Origin of the sequence: Amycolatopsis panacis (assembly GCF_003600245.1) — a bacterium.
GTDB classification, from domain to species: domain Bacteria; phylum Actinomycetota; class Actinomycetes; order Mycobacteriales; family Pseudonocardiaceae; genus Amycolatopsis; species Amycolatopsis sulphurea.
The window spans coordinates 94,673-116,134 of sequence record NZ_QZFV01000131.1 but is presented as its reverse complement, the minus strand read 5'-3'; the positions used below and the strand labels follow the sequence as shown (position 1 = coordinate 116,134).

Below are 21,462 nucleotides of genomic sequence, written 5' to 3'. Positions count from 1 at the left end.
TGCGATTGATTAGAGCGCTCCAATCTTGTAGCGTCCGGAACCGCGAGTCAAGGGCCGGTTCGCCTTCGGAAGATCCAGCCGGGAGGCCGCGGATGGGGAAACCCACGATGGAGGACGTCGCCGCGCGCGCCGGCGTCTCCCGTGCGCTGGTCTCACTGGTGATGCGCGACTCACCGAAGGTCTCCGCGCGAAGGCGTGCCGCGGTGCTCGCCGCGGCCGGGGAACTCGGGTACTCGCCGCACGTCATGGCCCGCTCGCTGGCGAGCCGGACGTCCACTGTGGTCGGTGTGCTGGTCAACGATCTGCGCAACGCGTTCTTCGCGGACGTGGTCGAGGGCCTGGACGCGGCTGCCCGGGCGGCCGGGTTCGAACTCATCCTCACCACCGGCGGCCGGGTGCCCGCGCGTGAGCAGGCCGCGTTGCGCAGCCTTCTTTCCTTCCGCCCGGCGGGAATCGTGCTGCTGTCGCCGGTGGTTCCGGCCGCCGCCATCGAAGCCGCCGCCCGCCAGTGCCCGGTGGCGCTCGTCTCGCGCACCTCACGTTCGCGTGGTGTGGACACGGTGAATGACGACGGGGAGGCCGGTTCGGCGCTGGCGGTGGAGCATCTCGTGCGCCGGGGCCACCGCCGCATCGCGCATCTGGACGGCGGGGGCGCGGCCGGTGCCGCCGCTCGCCGCCGTGGGTTCCAGCGGGCCATGCGCGGGCATGGGCTGGAGCCGATCGTGGTGCGCGTGGTGCGCAGCGAGCACACCGACACCGCGGGGGAGAAGGCGGTGCAGGAGCTGCTTTCCCGCTACCCGGGAGCGGCTTTGCCGACCGCGCTGGTGGCGGGCAACGACTTCAACGCGGTCGGGGCGATCTCCGCGCTGGCCGAACACGGATTGCGGGTGCCGGAGGACATCTCGGTGGTGGGCTACGACAACACGTCGCTGGCCGCGCTTCGGCACCTGTGTCTGACCACAGTGGACCAGCCGCGCACGGAAATGGGCAGGCTCGCCCTGGAGACCCTGCTGGAACGGGTGCGCGGCGAGCGGACCGAGCCGGTGCGGCACCTGCTGCACCCGTCACTGGTGGTGCGCGACACCACCGCGGACCACGATCGGACGGGACGAGGATGAGGGTGGGACTGGCGGGCACCGGGCGGATCGGTGCCGCCCACGCGGAAACGCTGCGCGGCTTCGCCGAGGTGTCCTCGGTGGTGGTGGCCGACGTCGACACCGCGCGGGCGCAGGCGACCGCGGCCGCGCTCGGCGTGGCAGCGGCAGACGGGCTCGACGCACTGTTCGATGCCGGGCTCGACGGGCTGGTGATCACCGCGGCCACCGATGCGCATCCGGAGCTGATCATCCGCGCGGTCGACGCCGGGATCCCGGTGTTCTGCGAAAAGCCGGTCGCCTCGGACATCGCCGGCACCCGCGCGGTGCTCGACCGGGTCGCCGATGCCGGAGTGCCGGTGCAGATCGGTTTCCAGCGCCGGTTCGATGCGGGATACCAGGCCGCGAAGGCCGCCGTGGACAGCGGTGAGCTGGGCTGGCTGCACTCGGTACGGGCGACCACTTTGGACCCTGCGCCGCCACCCGTGGAGTACGTGCCGCGGTCCGGCGGCCTGTTCCGCGACTGCGGGGTGCACGACTTCGACATCATCCGCTGGGTCACCGGCCGGGAAGTGACCGAGGTCTATGCGGTGGGGCGCAACAAAGGCGAGCGGTTCTTCACCGACGCCGACGACGTGGACACGGCCGCGGTCATGCTGACTCTCGACGACGACACGCTCGCCACCGTCTCCCTGACCCGGTACAACGGCGCGGGATACGACGTACGGTTCGAAGCTTTGGGCTCGGCCGGAAACGCGGTGGTCGGTCTCGACGATCATGCTCCACTTCGCACAGTCGAGCCGGGGGTGGCGCCGCTGCCCGGCCCGCCGTACCCCGGCTTCATGACACGGTTTCGCGCGGCCTATACCGCGGAGCTGCGGGTATTCCTGGAGGTCGCGGCCGGTACCCGGCCGAGCCCGGCCGGGGTCGCGGACGCGCTCGAAGCGTTCCGCGTCGCCGAAGCCTGCGAGCTGTCCCGCCGGGAGCGCCGTCCGGTGGGTCCGGCCGAACTCCGGGCGTGCCCGTGACCAGGTGGTAAGCAGGATTATCAGGTGGCATCCGGGTGCACGCTGTGCCAAGCTGCAGGGCGTGCCTGTCGCCGGAGGGTCCGAGATCGTGTTGATTCCGCTGGACGAGCCGGGGCTCGGGCGGCTGCTGGAACTCGCGGCCGCCGAAGCGGATCCGCTCGAGGTGATGCCCCCGGTGACCGGTCCGGCCGGCTGGACCGATCAGCGGCGCGCGGCGTTCCTGGCCTTCCACCGCCGCCGGTCGCTCGACCCGGACACCGCCATCGAAAGCACCTGGGTGATCGAAGTGGACGGGCGCACGGCCGGCGCGGCCCGGCTCAAACCGGTGTCCGGCCCGTCCGCGCTGGAGGTCGAGGCGGGCGTGTGGCTGGCCCGATCGGTACGCGGGCACGGCATCGGCCGCCGGGTGACCGAGGTCCTGCTCGAATCCGCGCGGGACGGCGGCAGTGCCCGGTTCGTGGTCGCCACGACCACGGTGGACAACGCCGCCGCCCGCCGGCTGCTCACCGGGACCGGCGCGGACCTGGACGTGCACGGCGGCAGCGTCGACGCCCGGCTGGAACTCTGAGCCCGTCTGGGAACTCTGACGGGATGTCGCGGGCACTCAGCACGGTGCGGCGGCCGTCCGGATAGGACAGTTCAGCCGCACGTCCTGGTGCGCGGAACCGACCAGCCGCGTCCCGTCGCGGACGTAGGGTAAGTCCGGGGTGCCGCGCATCTCGTCCGGCTGGTCCGCCCTCGGCTTCCGACCGCCGAGAATTCTGCTGAACCGAATTGCACGCTCCGTCCACGCTCGACTACGCAGTGCCGGGCTTGTCACCGCGGCGTTATCTTCCGTGCTGAGCTGCGGTGATCGGGTCGAGAGCGGACCGCCGTGGCCGGGATCACCGCGCGTCAAGATCGCGTAAACACGTCCGGGACCGCGCGTCAAGGAGGTGTCAGCCGGAGGCCGCCGCCCGGTGCGGCGACCGCAGAGTGGCCTTGACCGAAGCCGGTCACCCGGTCCGGGTGACCTTTCCTGAGAGGTGCCTTGTGGCGGATTTCCTGTACGCCGTCTTGCTGATCGGCGTTTTCCTGCTGCTCGCCGGGGTCCTGCGCGGGTTGGAGAAGCTGTGAGCGGCGCGGGCACGGTGGCCGACATCGTCGGCGGGCTGCTGGCGCTCGGCCTGATCGGGTATCTGTTCGTCGCACTCGTACGGCCGGAGAAATTCTGAGATGAGTGATGTGGGTGCCGGCCTGATCCAGGTCGGCTTGCTCCTGGCCGCGCTGGCGGCGGTGTACAAGCCGTTCGGCGACTATCTCGCCCGGGTCTTCTCCTCGGAGAAACACCTGCGGGTCGAGAGGGTCCTCTACAAGATCGTCCGGGTCGACCCGGATTCGCAGCAACACTGGAAGACTTACGCCTCGGGGGTGCTCGGGTTCTCCTTCGTCTCGGTGGTGCTGCTCTACCTGCTGCAACGGCTGCAATCCGTGCTGCCGTGGAGCTTCGGCCATGGTCCGGTGTCGCCGGCGGTGGCGTTCAACACCGCGGTGAGTTTCGTGACCAACACGAACTGGCAGTCCTACGTGCCCGAGTCGACGATGGGCAGCTTCGTGCAGATGGCCGGGCTCACCGTGCAGAACTTCCTCTCCGCCGGGGTCGGTCTCGCGGTGGCGATCGCGGTGACCCGCGGGTTCATCCGCGCCCGCACCGACCGGCTGGGCAACTTCTGGGTGGACCTGACCCGCGGCACGATCCGGGTGCTGCTGCCGATGGCGTTCGTCTTCGCCCTCGTGCTGATCGCGCTCGGTGTGGTGCAGAGCCTGCGTTCGGGTGTCGCGGTGACCAATCCGGACGGCAGTCACAGCACGATCGCGCTGGCGCCGGCCGCGAGCCAGGAGGCGATCAAGGAACTCGGCACCAACGGCGGTGGCATCTTCAATGCCAACTCCGCGCACCCGTTCGAGAACCCGAACGCCTGGACCAACCTCGTGGAGATGTTCCTGATCCTGGTCATCCCGGTCTGCCTGACCCGCGCGTTCGGCCGGATGGTCGGGAAGCAGCGGCAGGGTTACGTGCTGCTGGGCGTGATGGGCCTGCTGTGGGGCGCGATGCTCGCGGTGATCTGGTCGTCGGAGGCGCTGACGAACAGCCCGGCCGCGCTCGCCGCCGGCGCGAACATGGAGGGCAAGGAACAACGATTCGGCCTGAGTCTCACTTCGATCTTCGCCGACACCACCACCGGCACGTCGACCGGCGCGGTCAACGGCGCGCACGACAGCCTGTCCGGGCTCGGCGGTGGCGGGGCGATGCTGAACATGTTGTTCGGCGAGCTTTCGCCGGGCGGGGTCGGCACCGGGCTGTACAGCATTCTCGTGATGGCCGTGATCGCGATGTTCCTGGCCGGTCTGATGGTCGGGCGTACGCCGGAGTATCTCGGCAAGAAGCTCGGCAGGCGGGAGGTCACCTGCGCGGCGATCGCGATGCTCGCGATGCCGACGGTGGTCCTGCTCGGTTCCGGGATCGCCTTGCTGCTACCGGGAACGTCGTCCGCGTTGGGCAATCCCGGTGCGCACGGGTTGTCGGAGATCCTCTACGGCTACGCGTCCACGGCCAACAACAACGGCAGTGCGTTCGGTGGCCTGACCGCGACGAGTGATTGGTTCCAGGCGTCTTTCTCGGTCGCCATGCTTCTCGGCCGGTTCGTGCCGATCATCGCCGTGCTCTGCCTGGCCGGTTCGCTCGCCAAGCAGAAACAGGTTCCGGAGACCGCGGGCACGCTGCCCACCACCGGGCCGCTGTTCGCCTCGATGCTCACCGGCACCGTGGTGCTCGTCGCGGCTCTTACGTTCATTCCGGCGCTCGCGCTGGGTCCCATCACGGAGGCGTTGTGAGTACACAATCGCGCCGGCTCGCTCGCTACGCCGGTCGGGTGCGGGTGTCCCGCAAGACACTGGAGGCGTTGTGAGTACACAATCGCGCCGGCTCGCTCGCAACGCCGGTCGGGTGCGGGTGTCCCGCAAGACACTGGAGGCGTTGTGAGTACACAATCGCGCCGGCTCGCTCGCAACGCCGATCGGGTGCGGGTGTCCCGCAAGACACTGGAGGCGTTGTGAGTACACAATCGCGACAGCCCGCTCGCAACGCCGATCGGGTGCGGGTGTCCCGCAAGACACTGGAGGCGTTGGCATGAGTATCACTCAAGAGCGGAGTCCCGCTGAGGAAACCCAGCACCACGTCGAGAACGCCGGTCGGGTCGGCGCCGGGGTGTTCAGTCCGGCGCAGCTGTGGATCTCGCTGCCGGATGCGCTGCGCAAGCTGCACCCGAAGCACCAGCTGAAGAACCCGGTGATGTTCGTGGTGTGGGTCGGCTCCCTGCTGACCACGGTCTTCGCGTTCACCGACCCGAGCGTGTTCACCATCCTGATCGCGGTGTGGCTGTGGTTCACCGTGCTGTTCGCCAACCTGGCCGAGGCGGTGGCCGAGGGCCGGGGCAAGGCGCAGGCGGAAACGTTGCGGCGGACCAAGAAGGAGACCGTCGCGCGGCGGCTGACCGAGGACGGTGCCGAGGAGCGGGTGCCCGGGGCGGACCTGCGGGTCGGCGACCGCGTGGTGGTCGAGGCGGGGGAGGTGATCCCCGGCGACGGCGACGTGGTCGAGGGGATCGCCACGGTCGACGAATCGGCCATCACCGGCGAATCGGCGCCGGTGATCCGCGAGTCCGGCGGCGACCGCTCGGCGGTGACCGGCGGTACCACCGTGCTCTCCGACCGGATCGTCGTGCGGATCAGCACGAAACCCGGCGAGTCCTTTGTGGACCGGATGATCGCGTTGGTGGAGGGCGCTGCCCGGCAGAAGACGCCGAACGAGATCGCGCTGACCATCCTCCTCGCCACGCTGACCATTATTTTCCTGCTCGCGGTCGTGGCACTGCAGCCGATGGCCTCCTACTCCGGCAGCCAGCAGTCGGTGGTGGTGCTGACCGCGTTGCTGGTCTGCCTGATCCCGACCACCATTGGCGCGCTGCTCAGCGCGATCGGTATCGCCGGGATGGACCGGCTGGTGCAGCGCAACGTGCTTGCCACCTCCGGGCGCGCGGTGGAGGCCGCCGGCGACGTGTCCACGCTGCTGCTGGACAAGACCGGCACGATCACCTTCGGCAACCGCCGGGCGACCGAGCTGATCCCGGTCGGCGATTCCACTGTGGACGAAGTGGCCCGCGCGGCCCGGTTGTCCAGCCTCGCCGACGGCACGCCGGAGGGCCGCAGCATCGTCGAACTGGTGGTCGCCGAGCACGGGCTGGCCCCGGCCGCGGACGAGGAGGAGAAACGCGCCGAGTTCGTGCCGTTCACCGCGCAGACCCGGATGAGCGGCATCACCCTGCCCGCGCGCGGCAGCCACGCCGGTGAGGGTGACCGCGAGGTCCGCAAGGGCGCCACTTCCGCGGTGCGCCAATGGGTGCGCGACCGCGGTGGCCACGTGCCGGACGAGACCGAGCGCGTGGTCGACGAGATCAGCCAGCAGGGCGGCACGCCGCTGGTGGTCGCCGAGGCGACCGGCGGAAAGGCGTTCGTGCGCGGGGTGATCCGGCTGTCCGATGTGGTCAAACCGGGTATGCAGGAGCGGTTCACCGAGCTGCGCGCGATGGGCATCAAGACGGTGATGATCACCGGCGACAACCCGCTCACCGCACGCGCGATCGCCCAGGACGCGGGTGTCGACGATTTCCTCGCCGAGGCCAAGCCCGAGGACAAGATGGAGCTGATCAAGCGGGAGCAGGAGGGCGGCAGGCTGGTCGCGATGACCGGCGACGGCACGAACGACGCACCCGCGCTCGCGCAGTCCGACGTCGGGGTGGCGATGAACACCGGGACCATGGCGGCCAAGGAGGCCGGCAACATGGTCGACCTCGATTCCAACCCGACGAAGCTGATCGAGATCGTCGCGATCGGCAAGCAGCTGCTGATCACCCGGGGCGCGCTGACCACCTTCAGCGTGGCGAACGACCTGGCCAAGTACTTCGCCATCCTGCCCGCCATGTTCTCCGGCATCTACGCCCAGCTCGGCGCGCTGAACATCATGCATCTGGCCACGCCGCGCTCGGCCATCCTGTCCGCGGTGATCTTCAACGCGCTGATCATCGTCGCGCTGATCCCGCTGGCCCTGCGCGGGGTGCGGTACCGGCCCTCCTCGGCGTCCGCGCTGCTGCGCCGGAACCTGCTGATCTACGGCCTCGGCGGGATCGTGAGCCCGTTCCTCGGGATCTGGGTGATCGACCTGATCGTGCGGCTCATTCCCGGGATTGGATGACCTGAGATGAACACTCTGCTCAAGCAGTCGTGGGCGGGCCTGCGCCTGCTGCTCGCGATGACGGTGCTGCTCGGTGTGGTCTACCCGCTGGGTGTGTGGGCCCTCGGGCGGATCCCCGGCCTGCAGGACCGTGCCGAGGGCTCGATCGTCATGCAGCACGGCCAGGCGGTCGGCTCCTCGCTGATCGGAATCGACCCGGTGCCCGCCGATCCGGGGCACGACCCGTGGTTCCACACCCGGCCGTCGGCCAGTGCGAAGGATGCCCTCGGGCCCGGCGATCCGGCGACCTCCGGTGCCTCGAGCAAGGGGCCCTTCAACGAGGATCTGGTGAAGACCATCGACCAGCGCAAGGAGCTGATCGCCCAGCGCGAGGGCGTCCGGCCGGATCAGGTGCCCGCCGACGCGGTGACCGCGTCCAGCTCCGGGCTCGACCCGGCGATCAGCGTCGCCTACGCGCAGCTGCAGGTGCCGCGGGTGGCCCGCAACACCGGGCTGAGCGAAGAGAAGGTGCGGCAGCTGGTCGCCGCGAACACCACCGGGGACGGGATCGGCGTGCCCGGCGTGAATGTGCTGATGCTCGATCTTGCGGTGCGCTCGGCCGATCCCGGCGCACACTGAAGAAGGGTGAGTGTGTTCATGCTCGAGGTTGCCGGGTATCCGGCCCGTCCAGGTGCACACTGAACAGGTGAGCACTCCGGAGGTGAACCCGAAGCCACGCCGAGGCGAGCTGCGCATCTATCTCGGCGCTGCGCCGGGCGTCGGCAAGACCTTCGCCATGCTGGGTGAGGCGCGCCGGCGGCTGGATCGCGGCACCGACGTGGTCGTCGGCCTGGTCGAGACCCACGGCCGCAAGAAGACCGCGGACCTGCTCGACGGGCTGGAGGTCGTGCCGCGGCGCACGGTCTCGCACCGCGGGCACGAATTCGCCGAAATGGACCTGCCCGCGGTGCTCGCCCGCGCGCCGGAAGTGGTCGTCGTCGACGAACTCGCGCACACCAACGTGCCCGGCGGCAAGCACGAGAAGCGCTGGCAGGACGTGGACGATCTGCTCGACGCCGGGATCGACGTGCTGTCCACGGTCAACGTGCAGCATCTGCAGAGCCTCAACGACGTGGTGGAGCGGATCACCGGGGTCACTCAGCAGGAGACCGTGCCGGACGAGGTGGTCCGCCGGGCGGGGCAGCTGGAGCTGGTGGACATCACGCCGGAGGCGCTGCGTCGGCGGCTCGCGCACGGCAATGTCTACCCGGCCGAGCGGATCGATGCTGCGCTGGGCAACTACTTCCGTCCCGGTAACCTCACCGCGCTGCGCGAGCTGGCCCTGCTCTGGGTGGCCGACCAGGTCGACGTCGCCCTCCAGCGGTACCGCGCGGAGCAGAAGATCACCGATACCTGGGAGGCCCGCGAACGCGTCGTCGTCTCGGTGACCGGCGGGCCGGAGAGTGAGACGCTGATTCGCCGGGCCAGCCGCATCGCCACCCGGGCCGGCGCGGAGCTGCAGGTCGTGCACATCCTGCGAGGGGATGGGCTGGCCGGTTTGGGGCCGACTGCGGCGGCGCGCTGCCGCACGCTCGCCGAGGACGTCGGCGCCACCTATCACAGCGTCGTCGGCGACGACGTGCCCACCGCGCTGCTCGACTTCGCGCGCGGGGTGAACGCCACACAGCTGGTGATCGGCACCTCCCGGCGGTCGCGGATGGCGCGGCTGTTCGACCAGGGCATCGGCGCGACCGTGATACAGCATTCCGGGTCGATCGACGTGCACATGGTCACCCACTCCTATGCCGGCGGACGGCTGCGCGCGCGGCTGGGCAAGAGCCCGTTGACGCCGTCGCGGCTGACCTTCGGCTGGGCGCTGAGCCTGCTGCTGCCGCTGACCGCGACCGGGCTCGGAGCGTTGCTGCGCGACACGGTGGAGTTCTCCACCGACGTGGTCCTCTACGTGCTCGCGACGGTCGTCGTCGCGCTCGTGGGCGGGCTCGGGCCGGCGGTGATCGCGGCGATCTTCGGGGCCGGGCTGCTGAACTTCTTCTTCACGCCCCCGCTGTACACCATGAACGTCCACAGTCCACAGAACGTGGTCACGCTGCTGGCGATGATCGTGGTCGCGGTGCTGGTGGCGTTGGTCGTGGACTCCGCCGCGCGCAGGGGAACCGCCGCGGCGCGGGCCCGCACCGAGGCGTCGTTGCTGGCTTCCTATGCCCGGACGGTGCTGACCGATCCGCATCCGATCGAGCGGCTGCTGGAGAAGGTCCGGGAGAATTTCGGGCTGACTTCGGTGACCCTGCTGGAAAAGCGGGAGGGGCAATGGCAGAAGGTGGCGCTGGCCGGGTATCAGCCGTGCACCGATCCCGATGAGGCCGATGTGGACGTCGCGGTGACCGCCGACGTGCACCTGACCCTGCTCGGGCGGACGCTGCCCGCGGCCGACCGGCAGGTGCTGGAAGCCGTTGCCGGGCAGGCGTTGCTCGCGTTGCGCCAGCAGCGGATGGCCGCCGCGGCGGCGGCCGCCGAACGCAAGGCGGAGGCGACCGAGCTGCGCACCACGCTGCTGTCCGCCCTCGGGCACGACCTGCGGACTCCGCTCACCTCGATCAAGGCCGCGATCGGCAGCCTGCGGGCGCCCGATCTGTCGCTGTCGGAAGAGGACACCGGGGAACTGCTGGAGACCGTGGAGCTCTCCGCCGACCGGCTCGCCGGGCTGATCGAGAATCTGCTGGACTCCTCGCGGCTGGCCACCGGTGCGGTCACCCCGCATCTGCGCCCGGTCGGCTACGACGAGGTGCTCGCGCATGCTTTGTCCACTGTGGACAACTCGGCCGGGGTGCGGGTCGCGGTGGACGCGCGGCTGCCCTCCGTGCTGGCCGATCCGGGCCTGCTGGAACGGGTCATCGCGAACCTGCTCGACAACGCGCTGCGCCACGGCGGCGGCGAGGTCGCCGCACGGGCGAGCGCGTACGCGGAATTCGTCGAGCTGCGGATCGTGGACCACGGCAAGGGATTGCGCAAGGGGGCCGCGGATTCCGCGTTCGCGCCGTTCCAGCGGCTCGGCGGCGATCGTGTCCCGGTACCGGGTATCGGGCTCGGCCTGTCCGTGGTGAAGGGTTTCACCGAGGCGATGGGTGGCACCGTGCGGGCGGAGGACACCCCCGGCGGCGGACTGACCATGGTGCTCTCGTTGCCCGCCTGTACCGGGCGGGAACTCGTGGGCGTGGAAGGGGAAGCGGTGGAAGGGGACGGGGCCCGATGAATGTCGACCGGACGGCGCGGGTGCTGGTCGTCGACGACGAACCGCAGATCGTGCGGGCGTTGCGGATCAACCTCAACGCCCGCGGGTACCAGGTGATCACCGCACACGACGGCACCGCGGCGCTGAAAGCGGTCGCGGAGACCAAACCGGACGTGGTGGTGCTCGACCTCGGGCTGCCCGATCTGGACGGCACCGAAGTGATCGAGGGCCTGCGTGGCTGGACCACGGTGCCGATCATCGTGCTCTCCGCCCGCGGCGATTCCGCGGACAAGGTGCAGGCACTCGACGCGGGCGCCGACGACTACGTGACCAAGCCGTTCGGCATGGACGAGCTGCTCGCCCGTCTCCGCGCGGCCGTGCGGCGTTCCGCGGTGCACGGCGCGGACGGCGTGGAGGCGGTCGTGGACGCCGGTTCGTTCACTGTGGACCTGGCGGCGAAGAAGGTGCGCCGCGAGGGCCGCGAGGTGCACCTGACCAAGACCGAGTGGGGTGTGCTGGAAATGCTGGTGCGCAACCGCGGGCGGCTGGTCGCGCAGAAGCAGCTGCTGCACGAGGTGTGGGGTCCCTCGTACGAAACGGAATCACACTACCTGCGCGTGTATCTGGCCCAGCTGCGGCGGAAGCTGGAGCCGGAGCCCTCGCGGCCCCGGCACCTGCTCACCGAACCCGGGATGGGGTACCGCTTCGAGCTGTGACCGGTGTCCCGGCTCAGGGCGAGGACGGCCCGCTCGTGTGCGTGTCCGAAGTGGACGGACGCTCGCTGGTCGGCTTGCCGCTGGTCGAACCGCCCCCGCCGGAGCTGGAGGGCGGGTCGCTCGGAGGGGACGAGGGCGGGCTGGTCGGGTCGCTGGTCGGCGGTTTGGTCGGCGAGCCCGAGGTGTGCGGCGGTGTGTCCGAACTCGGCGGATCGCTGCGTGGCGTGGTCGACGGGCCGCCGATCGGACCGCCACCCGGCGGGGGGTTGCCGGGGGTGCCCGGATTTCCGGGGTTGCCGGGCGCGGCCGGGGGCGGGATGCCGATGCTGGTGGTCGGGATGCCGTCCGGGCCGACCGACACCACGGTGGTCGGGGTGGCCGGCGTCCTCGGGTCGCCGGAGCCGGCCGCACCCGGCGCGGCGGGCGTGCCCGTCGTGGTAGTGCCCGGCGCGGTCTGCGAGGTGCCGGTCAGCGTGCCCTGTCCGGCCGGGATGGTGGTGGCGGTGTCCGCGGGGGCACCGGGCCCGGCCAGCTCGGCCACGGCGGCGAACGCGGTGGCCACCACGAGGCCGCTGACCCCGAGCACGGCCCACCCGGACCGGCTGGATCGGCTGCCCTGGGGCGGGGCGGTGGTCTTGGGCCCGGTGCTCTCGGGCGCTGTGCTCTCGGGCGGGACGGCTGAGACGGAGACGCTCGGATCAGGCCCGTCGGGGCGGGACATGCAGGCTCCTCTGCGGCGTTTCGGACGCGGGAAGGTCTCGTTCGGTCCGCACGGCGGGGAATCGGGGCGCGCCGGACATCGACCCGGCCGGAGGCTATCACCGCACGTCCCGGGCTCGCGCGGACGTACGAGACGGTGCTCACTGTCCGCAGTCGTGGGTGGCGGGGCAGGATGGGGCCGGTGAACGAACAGGACATACCCGTCCGGCTGGCCGCCTGGGTGCACGGGCAGGTACAGGGCGTCGGTTTCCGCTGGTGGACGCGCAGCCGGGCGCTGGAACTGGGGCTGGTGGGCTTCGCGCGGAACCTTCCGGACGGCCGGGTCGAGGTGGTCGCCGAGGGGCCGCGGGACCACTGTGCGCGGTTCCTGACGGCGTTGCGGTCGCAGACCTCACCCGGTCGAGTGGATCGTGTGGTGGAGAGCTGGGCCGCCGCCAAGGGCGGGTTCACCGGCTTCGCCGAGCGCTGATCCGCCCGGCCATGGGATCTGTGGTGCGCCTGGGTCGGGAGGGGCGCATGGGGTTGCCGGGGCGAGCCGTCCTGTGCTAAGGCACGCCCGGACACCCCGCCTGCCACGATCAGCGGTGCCGCCCGGGTAGCCTGTCCCGGATCGGCATGCCGCACCCGGCTCAGTACCCATGGCCAGAGGGGTCCGCACCCAGTGCACCTGAAAAGCTTGACGCTGAAGGGCTTCAAGTCCTTCGCCTCGGCCACCACGCTCCGGTTCGAACCGGGGATCACCTGTGTGGTCGGGCCGAACGGCTCGGGCAAGTCCAACGTCCTGGACGCGCTGCGCTGGGTGATGGGCACCCAGGGCGCCAAGGATCTGCGCGGCGGCAAGATGGAGGACGTCATCTTCGCCGGGACCGCGGGCCGCGCCCCGCTCGGCCGGGCCGAGGTCACCCTCACCATCGACAACGCCGACGGCGCGCTGCCCATCGAGTACACCGAGGTGTCCATCACCCGCCGGATGTTCCGCGACGGCGCGAGCGAGTACGAGATCAACGGCGACCGCTGCCGGCTGATGGACGTGCAGGAGCTGCTCTCCGACTCCGGGATCGGCCGCGAGATGCACGTGATCGTCGGGCAGGGCCAGCTTTCGGCGATCCTGGAGTCCAAGCCCGAGGAGCGCCGCGCCTTCATCGAAGAGGCCGCGGGCGTGCTCAAGCACCGCAAGCGCAAGGAACAGACCCTGCGCAAGCTGACCAACATGCAGGGCAATCTCGACCGGCTCGGCGATCTGACCACCGAGCTGCGCCGCCAGCTCAAGCCGCTGGGCAAGCAGGCGGAGATCGCGCGCAAGGCCCAGTCGGTGCAGTCCGAGCTGCGTGACTCCCGGCTGCGGCTGCTCGCCGACGACCTGGTCACCCAGCGTGATTCGATCGCGCGGGAAGAAGCCGACGAACGGACCGCGCGGCAGCGCCGGGCCGAGGTGGAGCAGGCGCTGGAGCTGGTCTCCGCGGAGGAGGCCGAGCTGGAGGCCTCCCTGGCCGAGGACGCGCCGCGGCTGCAGATCGCGCAGGAGACCTGGTACAAGCTCTCCGCGCTGGCCGAGCGGCTGCGCGGCACCGTGCGGCTCGCGGTGGAACGCCAGCGGCACCTGTCGGCCGATGTGGACGCGCCGACCGGCGGGCGTGACCCGGAGGAACTGCTGGCCGAGGCCGAGCAGGTGGCCGAGCGGGAGCAGGAGCTCAACGAGGCGGTGCTGGAGGCCCGCGAGCTGCTGGCCGAGACCGTGCTGCGGCGTGAGGATCTCGAACAGCGGGTGCAGGCCGCCGAGCGGGCGCACTGGGCCGCGGTCCGGGCGATCGCCGACCGTCGCGAGGGCATGGCGAAGCTGACCGGCCAGGTCGAGGCGGCGCGCAGCAAGAACGGCGCCACCGCCGAGGAGATCGACCGGCTCACGGTGTCGCTGGAGGAGTCCACCGAGCGCGCCGAGATCGCCGTCGAGGAGCTGGAAGAGGAGAAGGCCTCCGGCGGCGTCGAAGACTCCGACGACGCCGAACTGCAGGAGCGCCACGACCGCTCGGTCGAAGCCAACAACGCGGCGAAGGCCCGCGTCGAAGAGCTGGTGAAGGCCGAGCGCGCCGCGGAGCGCGAGATCGCGTCGGAGAAGGCCCGGGTCGAGGCGTTGTCCATGGGCCTCAAGCGCAAGGACGGCGCGGGCGCGCTGCTCGGCGCGGCCACGGAGCTGCCCGGCCTGCTCGGTTCGGTGGCCGCGCTGCTGACCGTCGAGCCCGGCCACGAGGTCGCGCTGGCCGCGGCGCTGGGGCCGGTCGCGGACGCCGTCGCCGTGGCCGGCGGCGAGCAGGCGCTGTCCGCGCTGAAGTACTTGAAGGACACCGATTCCGGCCGTGCCGGGCTGGTACTCGGCGGTTTCGGGCCGGGGGCGGACCCGAGCGGCTGGCCGGTGCTGCCCGCAGGCGCGCGCTGGGCGCGAGAAGTGGTGCGAGCGCCGGAGCAGCTGCGGCCCGCGGTGGAACGGGCGCTGGAGCGGCTCGCGCTGGTCTCGGACCTGGACGCCGCGCGGCAGCTGGTGGCCACGCACCCGGAGGTCCGGGCGGTCACCGTGGAAGGCGACGTGTTCGGTGCGCACTGGGTGGCCGGTGGTTCGGCCGCGCGGGAGAGCGTGATCGAGGTCCAGGCCGCCGTCGACGAGGCGCAGGAGCGGCTGCGTGCCGCCGAGCGTGCGCTGGAGCGGTATTCCGCGGAGCTGGAAGGCGCCCGCGCCGAGCAGCAGTCCCGGCGGGACGAGGTCGGCCAGGCCAAGGAGGCGCTGAGCGACGCGAAGGTCCGCAAGGCCCGCTCGTCGGAGCGGCTGAACCGGCTGGAGCAGGTCGCCCGGTCCGCCCGCGCCGAGGTCGAGCGGCTGACCGGGCAGCGCGCGAAGGTCGAGCAGAGCCGGGAACAGGCGCTTGAGCAGCTGGCCGAGCTGGAGGAGCGGCTGGCCGCCGTCGCCGAGCAGCCGGTGGAGGACGACCCGGACACCGCCGAGCGCGACGAGGCGGCCGCGCAGCTCGCCGTCGTGCGGCAGGAAGAGGTCGAAGCGCGGCTCGCCCAGCGCACCGCGGAGGAGCGTGCGCGCGGCATCGCCGGGCGTGCCGAGTCACTGCGCCGCGCCGCGCACGCCGAGCAGCAGGCCCGTGAGCGCGCCGCCCGTGCCCGCGAGTCGAGGCAGCGGGGCGCGGAGATCGCCAACGCCGTGGTCAACGCCGGTGAGTTCGCGCTGGAGCGGATCGAGCACTCCGTGCAGCGCGCGGCGGCCGAGCGCGACGAGGTACAGGCCCGGCGGCAGACTCGGGAGACCGCGCTGACCGCGGTCCGGGCCAAGGTGCGTGAGCTGTCCGGCGAGCTGGAGAAGCTGACCGACGCCGTGCACCGGGACGAGGTGCAGCGCGCCGAGCAGCGGCTGCGGCTGGAGACGCTGGAAACCAAGATCGCCGAGGACTTCGGCATCGGGCTCGAGGATCTGGTCGCCGAGTACGGCCCGGACGTGCCGGTGCCGCCGAGCGCCGGCGAGCTGGCCGAGTACGAGGCGGCGAAGGAGCGGGGCGAGGACGTCACCGCGCCGCCGCCGATGCCCTTCGACCGCGCCACCCAGGAGCGCCGCGCCAAGCGTGCGGAGAAGGACCTGACGCTGCTGGGCAAGGTCAACCCGCTGGCGCTGGAGGAGTTCGCCGCGCTGGAGGAGCGGTACAAGTTCCTGTCCACCCAGCTGGAGGACCTCAAGTCCGCGCAGAAGGACCTGCACGAGACGATCAAACAGGTCGACGAGAAGATCCTGGAGGTCTTCACCTCGGCCTACCACGACGTCGCGCGCGAGTTCGAGACGGTGTTCGGGGTGCTGTTCCCCGGCGGCGAGGGCCGGATGGTGCTCACCGCCCCGAACGACCTGCTCAACACCGGCGTGGACGTGGAGGCCCGCCCGCCGGGCAAGAAGGTGAAGCGGCTGTCGCTGCTCTCCGGTGGCGAGAAGTCGCTGGTCGCGGTGGGGATGCTGGTGGCCATCTTCCGCGCCCGCCCGTCGCCGTTCTACGTGATGGACGAGGTCGAGGCGGCCCTGGACGACACCAACATGCGCCGGCTGATCGGGCTGCTGGAGCAGCTGCGCGACTCCTCGCAGCTGATCATCATCACCCACCAGAAGCCGACCATGGAGATCGCCGACGCCCTCTACGGCGTGAGCATGCAGGGCGACGGCATCACGAAGGTCATCTCGCAGCGGCTGCGGACCGCGGAGGAAGAGCCGGTTCCGGCTTCCTGAGTTCCTTCCGGTGCCCGATTGTCCACAGTGGACCTGGCTTGCCCGGGTTCAGGACTCCGGCGGCTCCAGTCCGGTGACCAGCCGTGCCGGGTCGACCTGCAGCCCGGCGGAGAGCTTGAGCAGGTTGTGCAGGCTGATGTTGCGCAGCCCGCGTTCGGCCTGGCTCACGAACGTCCAGTGCAGCCCCGCACACGCCGCCAGCGTCTCCTGGCTGACGCCGAGCTCATGACGGCACTCCCGGACACGTTCACCGAACGTCCGGGTCGCCGAGGATACCGGGGGCTTCGCCATAGTGGATCAACCACACCGGAACAAAGCAGCGAGCACCAGAGAAAAAGAACCTAGGAGATAACCGACTAGAGCAATTACGTCTTGTTCGCGGGCCACTTCGGGTGATCAACTCTTCCGGCCGACGGGCGGTCGGTTGCGGTTCTACCTGTAACAATGGTGAACACCGGCGCCGAACAAGACCCGTCTGGGCGAATCCCGAAGCCCCATGAAGGGTCCCTTCACGGACTCAGAGTCCGTAAAGGGACCCTTCACAGCGCGCCCACATCGACCAGCCCACATCGACCAGTCCACTTTGAACAGTCGCCGGTGCGAACCGAAGGCCGTGAAGGGACCCTTCACAGCCTGTGGGTCCGTGAAGGGTCCCTTCACAGCGTCGGCCGGCGACGGGTCAGGCGGCCACTTCCGGGGATTCCTCCACCTCCACCTCCACCTCCGCCGCTCGAGGGTCGGCGTGGCGGTGGCGCAGGGCGAGCAGCCCGCCCACGAGCATCGTGATCAGGACCCCCGCGAAGGTGTACCAATAGGTCGCCAGCGGCACCAGCGTCCTGGTCGCAGTCCCGAACTGGATATGGACCGCCGCGGTGGTCTTGTCGAATTTCACGAACAGGATCAGGAACGCCATGCCCACCACGGTGCAGGCGAACGCGATCAACGCGTCGGGCTGGCGGGCCTTGCGGATCAGCAGGCCGAGGAGGAACGAGCCGAGCAGGGCGCCGTAGGTGTAGCCGACGATGCCGAGGCCCTGCTGGATCACCGGGTCCTTGGAGTTGGTGAACAGCGAGGCGAAGATCGCGAACACCACCGCCCAGATCAGCGTCCACATGCGACCTTGGCGGAGCAGTTTGGCGTCTTCGATCGAGCGATGCGTGAAGCGCTGGTAGAGGTCGGCGATGGTGGACGTGGACAGCGCGTTGAGCGCGGAGGCCAGCGCGCCCATGGTCGAGGCGAGGATGCCCGCGATCAGCAGCCCGGCGAGGCCGACCGGCAAGTCGTTGACGATGAAGCTGGAGAACACGTCGTCGGCGGACATCCTCCCGGCCGTGACGGCGGTCGCGGTGGCGCCGGTGCGGCCGCCGGTGAACACCCACAGCATCGCGCCCACCAGCAGGAACAGGGCGAACTGCACGAACACCACGAACGCCGAGCCGATCAGCGCGCGCTGGCCGTCGCGCAGGCTCCGGCAGGACAGCAGCCGTCCGACGATCAGCTGGTCGGCGCCGTGCGAGGCCATGGACAGGAACGCCCCGCCGATCACCGCGCCGACGAAGGCGTACGGGTTGGTGAACACGTTCGAGACGAAGTCGGTGAGCTGGAACCGGCCCTGGCTCGCCGCGGTGTGCAGCCAGCCGTCCGGCAGCTTGGTGGACAGGAAGATCACCGCGCCGATCGCGCCGAGGATGTAGAGCGACCACTGGATCACGTCCACCCAGATCACCGACTTGATCCCGCCGACGAAGGCGTAGATCACGGTCAGCACGGTCAGCAGCACCACGATGTGCCAGTAAGCGGTGTGGATCCCGTAGTGGTCCAGGATCGCCTTGATCGGGATCGCGCCCGCGAACAGCCGCAGGCCCTCGGCCAGCAGCCGGGTCACCACGAAGGTGACCGACGCGGTGCCCTGCAGCCCGTGCCCGAACCGCTGGCCGAGGAATTCGTAGGCGCTCACATAATTGCCGCGGAAGTAGCGGGGGAGCAGGACGAAAGCGGCGATGACCCGGCCGATGATGTATCCGAAGGCCACCTCGAGGAACAGGAACGCGCTGCCGAAGACCAGTCCGGGCGTGGAGATGACGGTGAGCGTGGAGGTCTCCGTGGCCACCACCGACAGCGTCACCGCCCACCACGGCATGCTGCGCTCGCCGACGAAATAGTCGTTCGCGGACTTCTGCCTGCGGCCGACCAGCACGCCGATGATCGGCATCGCGGCGAGATACACGATGACGATCACGAGATCGACAGGGTTCATGAGCCTCTCCTACCGTGCTGCGCCGGTTTCCGCGACCCGGAGCCGGGTCATGGCACCCCTCAACGGGGCCGGAAGGGATAGGGGCCGCACACCCGGCGTCAGCGCGCCGAGCAACCGCGGGCCGCGCGCACCGGTGGCGGACGGCAGCGTCGCCGGGACGCCGCACCAGCTCAGCCAGCCGAGCAACGCGGTGAGGTAAGCCTCTTTGCCCGCGCTGGGCAGGCCGAGGTCGTTGCTCGTGCGCAGTGAGCCGGCCGGCAGGTGCCGGGCGAGCGCGGCTATCAACGCCGGGTTCGCCACGCCGCCGCCGGACGCCACCACGGTCGCCACGTCGTGTCGGCGGCATTCCGTGGCGATGGTGACGGCCGTCAGTTCGGTCAGGGTGGCCAGCAGGTCTTCCGGACGAAGCGAGGGCAGGCCGTTCAGCGCGGCGTCGAGATAAGCGCTGTGGAAGTGCTCTTTTCCGGTGGATTTCGGCGGTGCGGCGGCGAAGTACGGGTCGGCCAGCAGACGGTCGAGCAGGTCCGTTCGTACGGAGCCGGTCAGCGCGAGGTGCCCGTCCACGTCGGCTTGACGTGCACCGCCGGTCACTCGTGCGGCGGCGACGTCGAGTAGGGCGTTCGCCGGGCCGGTGTCGTAGGCGAGTACGTCCTCAGCGGCTGCGGTGATGGTGACGACGGTGATGTTCGCGATGCCGCCCAGATTCAACGCCGCGATCGGACGTCCGGTCTGTTCGGCGAGGTCACGTAGCCACAGTGCGTCCAGCGTGCTCGCCAACGGAGCGCCTTGGCCGCCCGCGGTGATGTCGCGGATGCGAAGGTCCGCGACGACCGGTACGCCGGCGCGTTCGGCGATCCATGCCGGCTGGCCCAGCTGGAGCGTGCCGAGCGCGACGCCGTCTTCGACCCAGTGAAAGACGGTCTGGCCCAGCGAAGCGATGACATCCACCGGACCGTGCTCCGCGATGCCGCGCGTCGCCGCTTCGGCGAACGCCTGCCCGATGCGCGTGTCGAGCACGGTCAGCGCTTCGGCGCTGCTCGGCTGTGGCGGCAGAGCGTCGAGGAGCGCGGTTCGCAGCTTCGCGGGGTACGGCACGTCGAGCGTGCCGAGCGGGGTGAGTACCACTGTCTGCGCTTCGGCGTGGAGCTCGGCGACGGCGATGTCGATGCCGTCAGCCGAGGTACCGGACAGCAGCCCGAGTACACGGAAACGGTGGCTGGTCATCCGGATTGGTCTAGTCCTCACGCAGCGAGGGCGCAAGCAGGTTCGTGAAGTCTTGGCCCAATCGGAACCCGCCGGGTTGGCTGTTGGCGGCCGGGTGTGGGGTGTCCGGGCGAGCCGGGGCGCGGATGACAGGATGGTGGCGTGTCGAGCACCTGGTTCTGGATCGTCATCGCCGCCGTCGTCGTCCTGGTCGCCGTTCTGGTGTCCGGGCTGCTCATCGCGCGTCGGCGGCGGATCAGCATCGCCGAGCCCCGCGAGGTCGAGCAGAAGCCCAAGGGCGGGGGGTACGCCGCGAGCGGCGGGATCACCTTCGCGCCCGGCGGTGAGGCTCGCCCGGATCCCGGGGAGGCGCATCCGGTCGTGGACCGGCCGGAGGTGGACGGGCAGCCCGGCGTGGGCGACGACGCGGCCGTGCCGCGGGATTCCGGCCAACGCTCGGTACGCGACGTCGCGCTGCCGGAGCCGGAATCCGCGGAGGAGGCCGAGGCCGAGACGCCAGCCAAGCCCGCTACGTCAGCCAAACCTGCCGCGCCAGCCAAACCCGCCACACCGGCCGAGCCTGCGACGCCCGCCGCGCCAGCCGCACCTGACTCGGCTAGCACCCCAGCCACCTCGGCCCCTCCGGCCGAGCCGGTGGCGGAGCCCGCACCCGAGCCGGTGGCGGAGCCCGCACCCGAGCCGGTTGACGAGATCGATCCCGCGATCGGGCGGCTGGAGCGGCTGCGCGGGCGCCTGTCGAAGTCGCGCTCGATGTTCGGGCAGAGCCTGCTCGGCCTGCTCGGCGGCGGTGACCTCGACGAGGATTCGTGGCAGGACGTGGAGGACACCCTGCTGCTCGCCGACCTTGGCGCGGCCACCACGACGCAGATCGTGGAGCGGCTGCGCGACGAGCTGGGCCGCCGCGCCGTGCGTTCCTCCGACGAGGCCCGTGAGGTGCTGCGCGAGGTGCTGACCGCCGCGCTGTCCACGGACTCGGAGCGCTCGGTGCGCGCGCTGCCGCACGAGGCCGACGGCAGGAAGCAGCCGGCCGTCGTGCTGGTCGCCGGCGTGAACGGCACCGGCAAGACCACCACCACCGGCAAACTCGCCCGGGTCCTGGTCGCCCAGGGCGCCACCGTGGTGCTCGGCGCGGCCGACACGTTCCGCGCCGCGGCCGCCGACCAGTTGCAGACCTGGGGCGAACGCGCGGGTGCTTCGGTGGTGCGCGGCAAGGAGGGCGCGGATCCCGCCGCGGTCGCCTTCGACGCGGTCAAGCAGGGCATCACCGAGAGCGTGGACGCGGTATTGGTGGACACCGCCGGCCGCCTGCACACGAAGACCGGCCTGATGGACGAGCTGGGCAAGGTCAAGCGAGTCGTGGAGAAGCAGGCCAAGGTCGACGAGGTCCTGCTGGTCCTCGACGCGACGACCGGCCAGAACGGCCTCGCCCAGGCCCGGGTCTTCGCCGAGGTGATCGACGTGACCGGCATCGTGCTCACCAAACTGGACGGTACCGCCAAGGGCGGCATCGTCTTCCAGGTCCAGCGCGAACTCGGCGTCCCGGTGAAACTGGTCGGCCTCGGCGAGGGCCCGGACGACCTGGCGCCGTTCGAACCGGGTGCCTTTGTGGACGCGCTGCTGGGCTGAGCGGAGCGGGTTCT

General features: G+C 70.6%; 16 protein-coding genes. 12 read left to right on the top strand and 4 right to left on the bottom strand.

The features are described 5' to 3' along the window. Positions 1-92 precede the first annotated feature (92 nt). The 9 genes from D5S19_RS28150 (at position 93) to D5S19_RS28110 (ending at position 11,357) form a co-directional block, all read left to right on the top strand. The gene (locus D5S19_RS28150; protein WP_120026381.1) at positions 93-1,118 is read left to right on the top strand and encodes a LacI family DNA-binding transcriptional regulator; all 1,026 of its coding nucleotides are present in this window, start codon (positions 93-95) and stop codon (positions 1,116-1,118) included. Beyond that, positions 1,115-2,122, top strand: a complete 1,008-nt coding sequence (locus tag D5S19_RS28145; RefSeq protein ID WP_199730744.1) for a Gfo/Idh/MocA family protein — start codon at positions 1,115-1,117, stop codon at positions 2,120-2,122. Before D5S19_RS28150 ends, D5S19_RS28145 begins: the two co-directional genes overlap by 4 nt. Before the next feature lie 61 nt (positions 2,123-2,183). Beyond that, positions 2,184-2,690, top strand: a complete 507-nt coding sequence (locus D5S19_RS28140) for a GNAT family N-acetyltransferase (protein WP_233574212.1) — start codon at positions 2,184-2,186, stop codon at positions 2,688-2,690. Positions 2,691-3,234: 544 nt separating this feature from the next. Continuing rightward, on the top strand, positions 3,235-3,336 hold the full coding sequence (kdpF, locus tag D5S19_RS28135; protein WP_098510759.1) for a K(+)-transporting ATPase subunit F: 102 nt from the start codon (positions 3,235-3,237) through the stop codon (positions 3,334-3,336). A 1-nt stretch (position 3,337) separates the two neighbouring features. Then, the gene (kdpA, locus tag D5S19_RS28130) at positions 3,338-4,996 is read left to right on the top strand and encodes a potassium-transporting ATPase subunit KdpA (protein ID WP_120026380.1); all 1,659 of its coding nucleotides are present in this window, start codon (positions 3,338-3,340) and stop codon (positions 4,994-4,996) included. A gap of 295 nt (positions 4,997-5,291) precedes the next feature. Continuing rightward, the gene (gene kdpB / locus D5S19_RS28125) at positions 5,292-7,412 is read left to right on the top strand and encodes a potassium-transporting ATPase subunit KdpB (RefSeq protein WP_120026379.1); all 2,121 of its coding nucleotides are present in this window, start codon (positions 5,292-5,294) and stop codon (positions 7,410-7,412) included. Positions 7,413-7,418: 6 nt separating this feature from the next. Beyond that, positions 7,419-8,030: a potassium-transporting ATPase subunit C gene (locus tag D5S19_RS28120; RefSeq protein ID WP_120026378.1), complete on the top strand. Its 612-nt coding sequence runs from the start codon at positions 7,419-7,421 to the stop codon at positions 8,028-8,030. A gap of 67 nt (positions 8,031-8,097) precedes the next feature. Then, positions 8,098-10,662, top strand: coding sequence for a sensor histidine kinase (locus tag D5S19_RS28115; protein WP_120026435.1), 2,565 nt, complete (start codon positions 8,098-8,100; stop codon positions 10,660-10,662). Next, complete coding sequence (locus D5S19_RS28110) at positions 10,659-11,357, top strand: response regulator (protein ID WP_120026377.1); 699 nt, start codon at positions 10,659-10,661, stop codon at positions 11,355-11,357. Before D5S19_RS28115 ends, D5S19_RS28110 begins: the two co-directional genes overlap by 4 nt. Positions 11,358-11,370: 13 nt before the next feature. Here D5S19_RS28110 and D5S19_RS32180 read toward each other — a convergent pair whose 3' ends face one another. Further along, entirely contained in the window at positions 11,371-12,078 is a 708-nt protein-coding gene (locus D5S19_RS32180) for a hypothetical protein (RefSeq protein WP_158605661.1), read from the bottom strand. 171 nt (positions 12,079-12,249) lie between these two features. On the opposite strand from D5S19_RS32180, the gene D5S19_RS28100 reads away from it, so the two are divergent. Next, positions 12,250-12,546, top strand: coding sequence for an acylphosphatase (locus D5S19_RS28100; RefSeq protein WP_120026376.1), 297 nt, complete (start codon positions 12,250-12,252; stop codon positions 12,544-12,546). A 192-nt stretch (positions 12,547-12,738) separates the two neighbouring features. Beyond that, positions 12,739-16,341: a chromosome segregation protein SMC gene (gene smc / locus D5S19_RS28095; RefSeq protein ID WP_120026375.1), complete on the top strand. Its 3,603-nt coding sequence runs from the start codon at positions 12,739-12,741 to the stop codon at positions 16,339-16,341. 48 nt (positions 16,342-16,389) lie between these two features. Here smc and D5S19_RS28090 read toward each other — a convergent pair whose 3' ends face one another. The 3 genes from D5S19_RS28090 to D5S19_RS28080 all read right to left on the bottom strand — a co-directional run bounded on the left by D5S19_RS28090 (position 16,390) and on the right by D5S19_RS28080 (position 19,822). Next, complete coding sequence (locus tag D5S19_RS28090; RefSeq protein WP_098510752.1) at positions 16,390-16,632, bottom strand: helix-turn-helix domain-containing protein; 243 nt, start codon at positions 16,630-16,632, stop codon at positions 16,390-16,392. 388 nt (positions 16,633-17,020) lie between these two features. Further along, complete coding sequence (locus D5S19_RS28085) at positions 17,021-18,598, bottom strand: sodium:solute symporter (protein ID WP_120026374.1); 1,578 nt, start codon at positions 18,596-18,598, stop codon at positions 17,021-17,023. A 9-nt stretch (positions 18,599-18,607) separates the two neighbouring features. Further along, entirely contained in the window at positions 18,608-19,822 is a 1,215-nt protein-coding gene (locus D5S19_RS28080; protein WP_120026373.1) for an anhydro-N-acetylmuramic acid kinase, read from the bottom strand. A gap of 141 nt (positions 19,823-19,963) precedes the next feature. Here D5S19_RS28080 and ftsY point away from each other — a divergent pair, with 141 nt between their 5' ends. Further along, entirely contained in the window at positions 19,964-21,448 is a 1,485-nt protein-coding gene (gene ftsY, locus D5S19_RS28075; protein WP_120026372.1) for a signal recognition particle-docking protein FtsY, read from the top strand. The last annotated feature ends 14 nt before the right edge of the window (positions 21,449-21,462 follow it).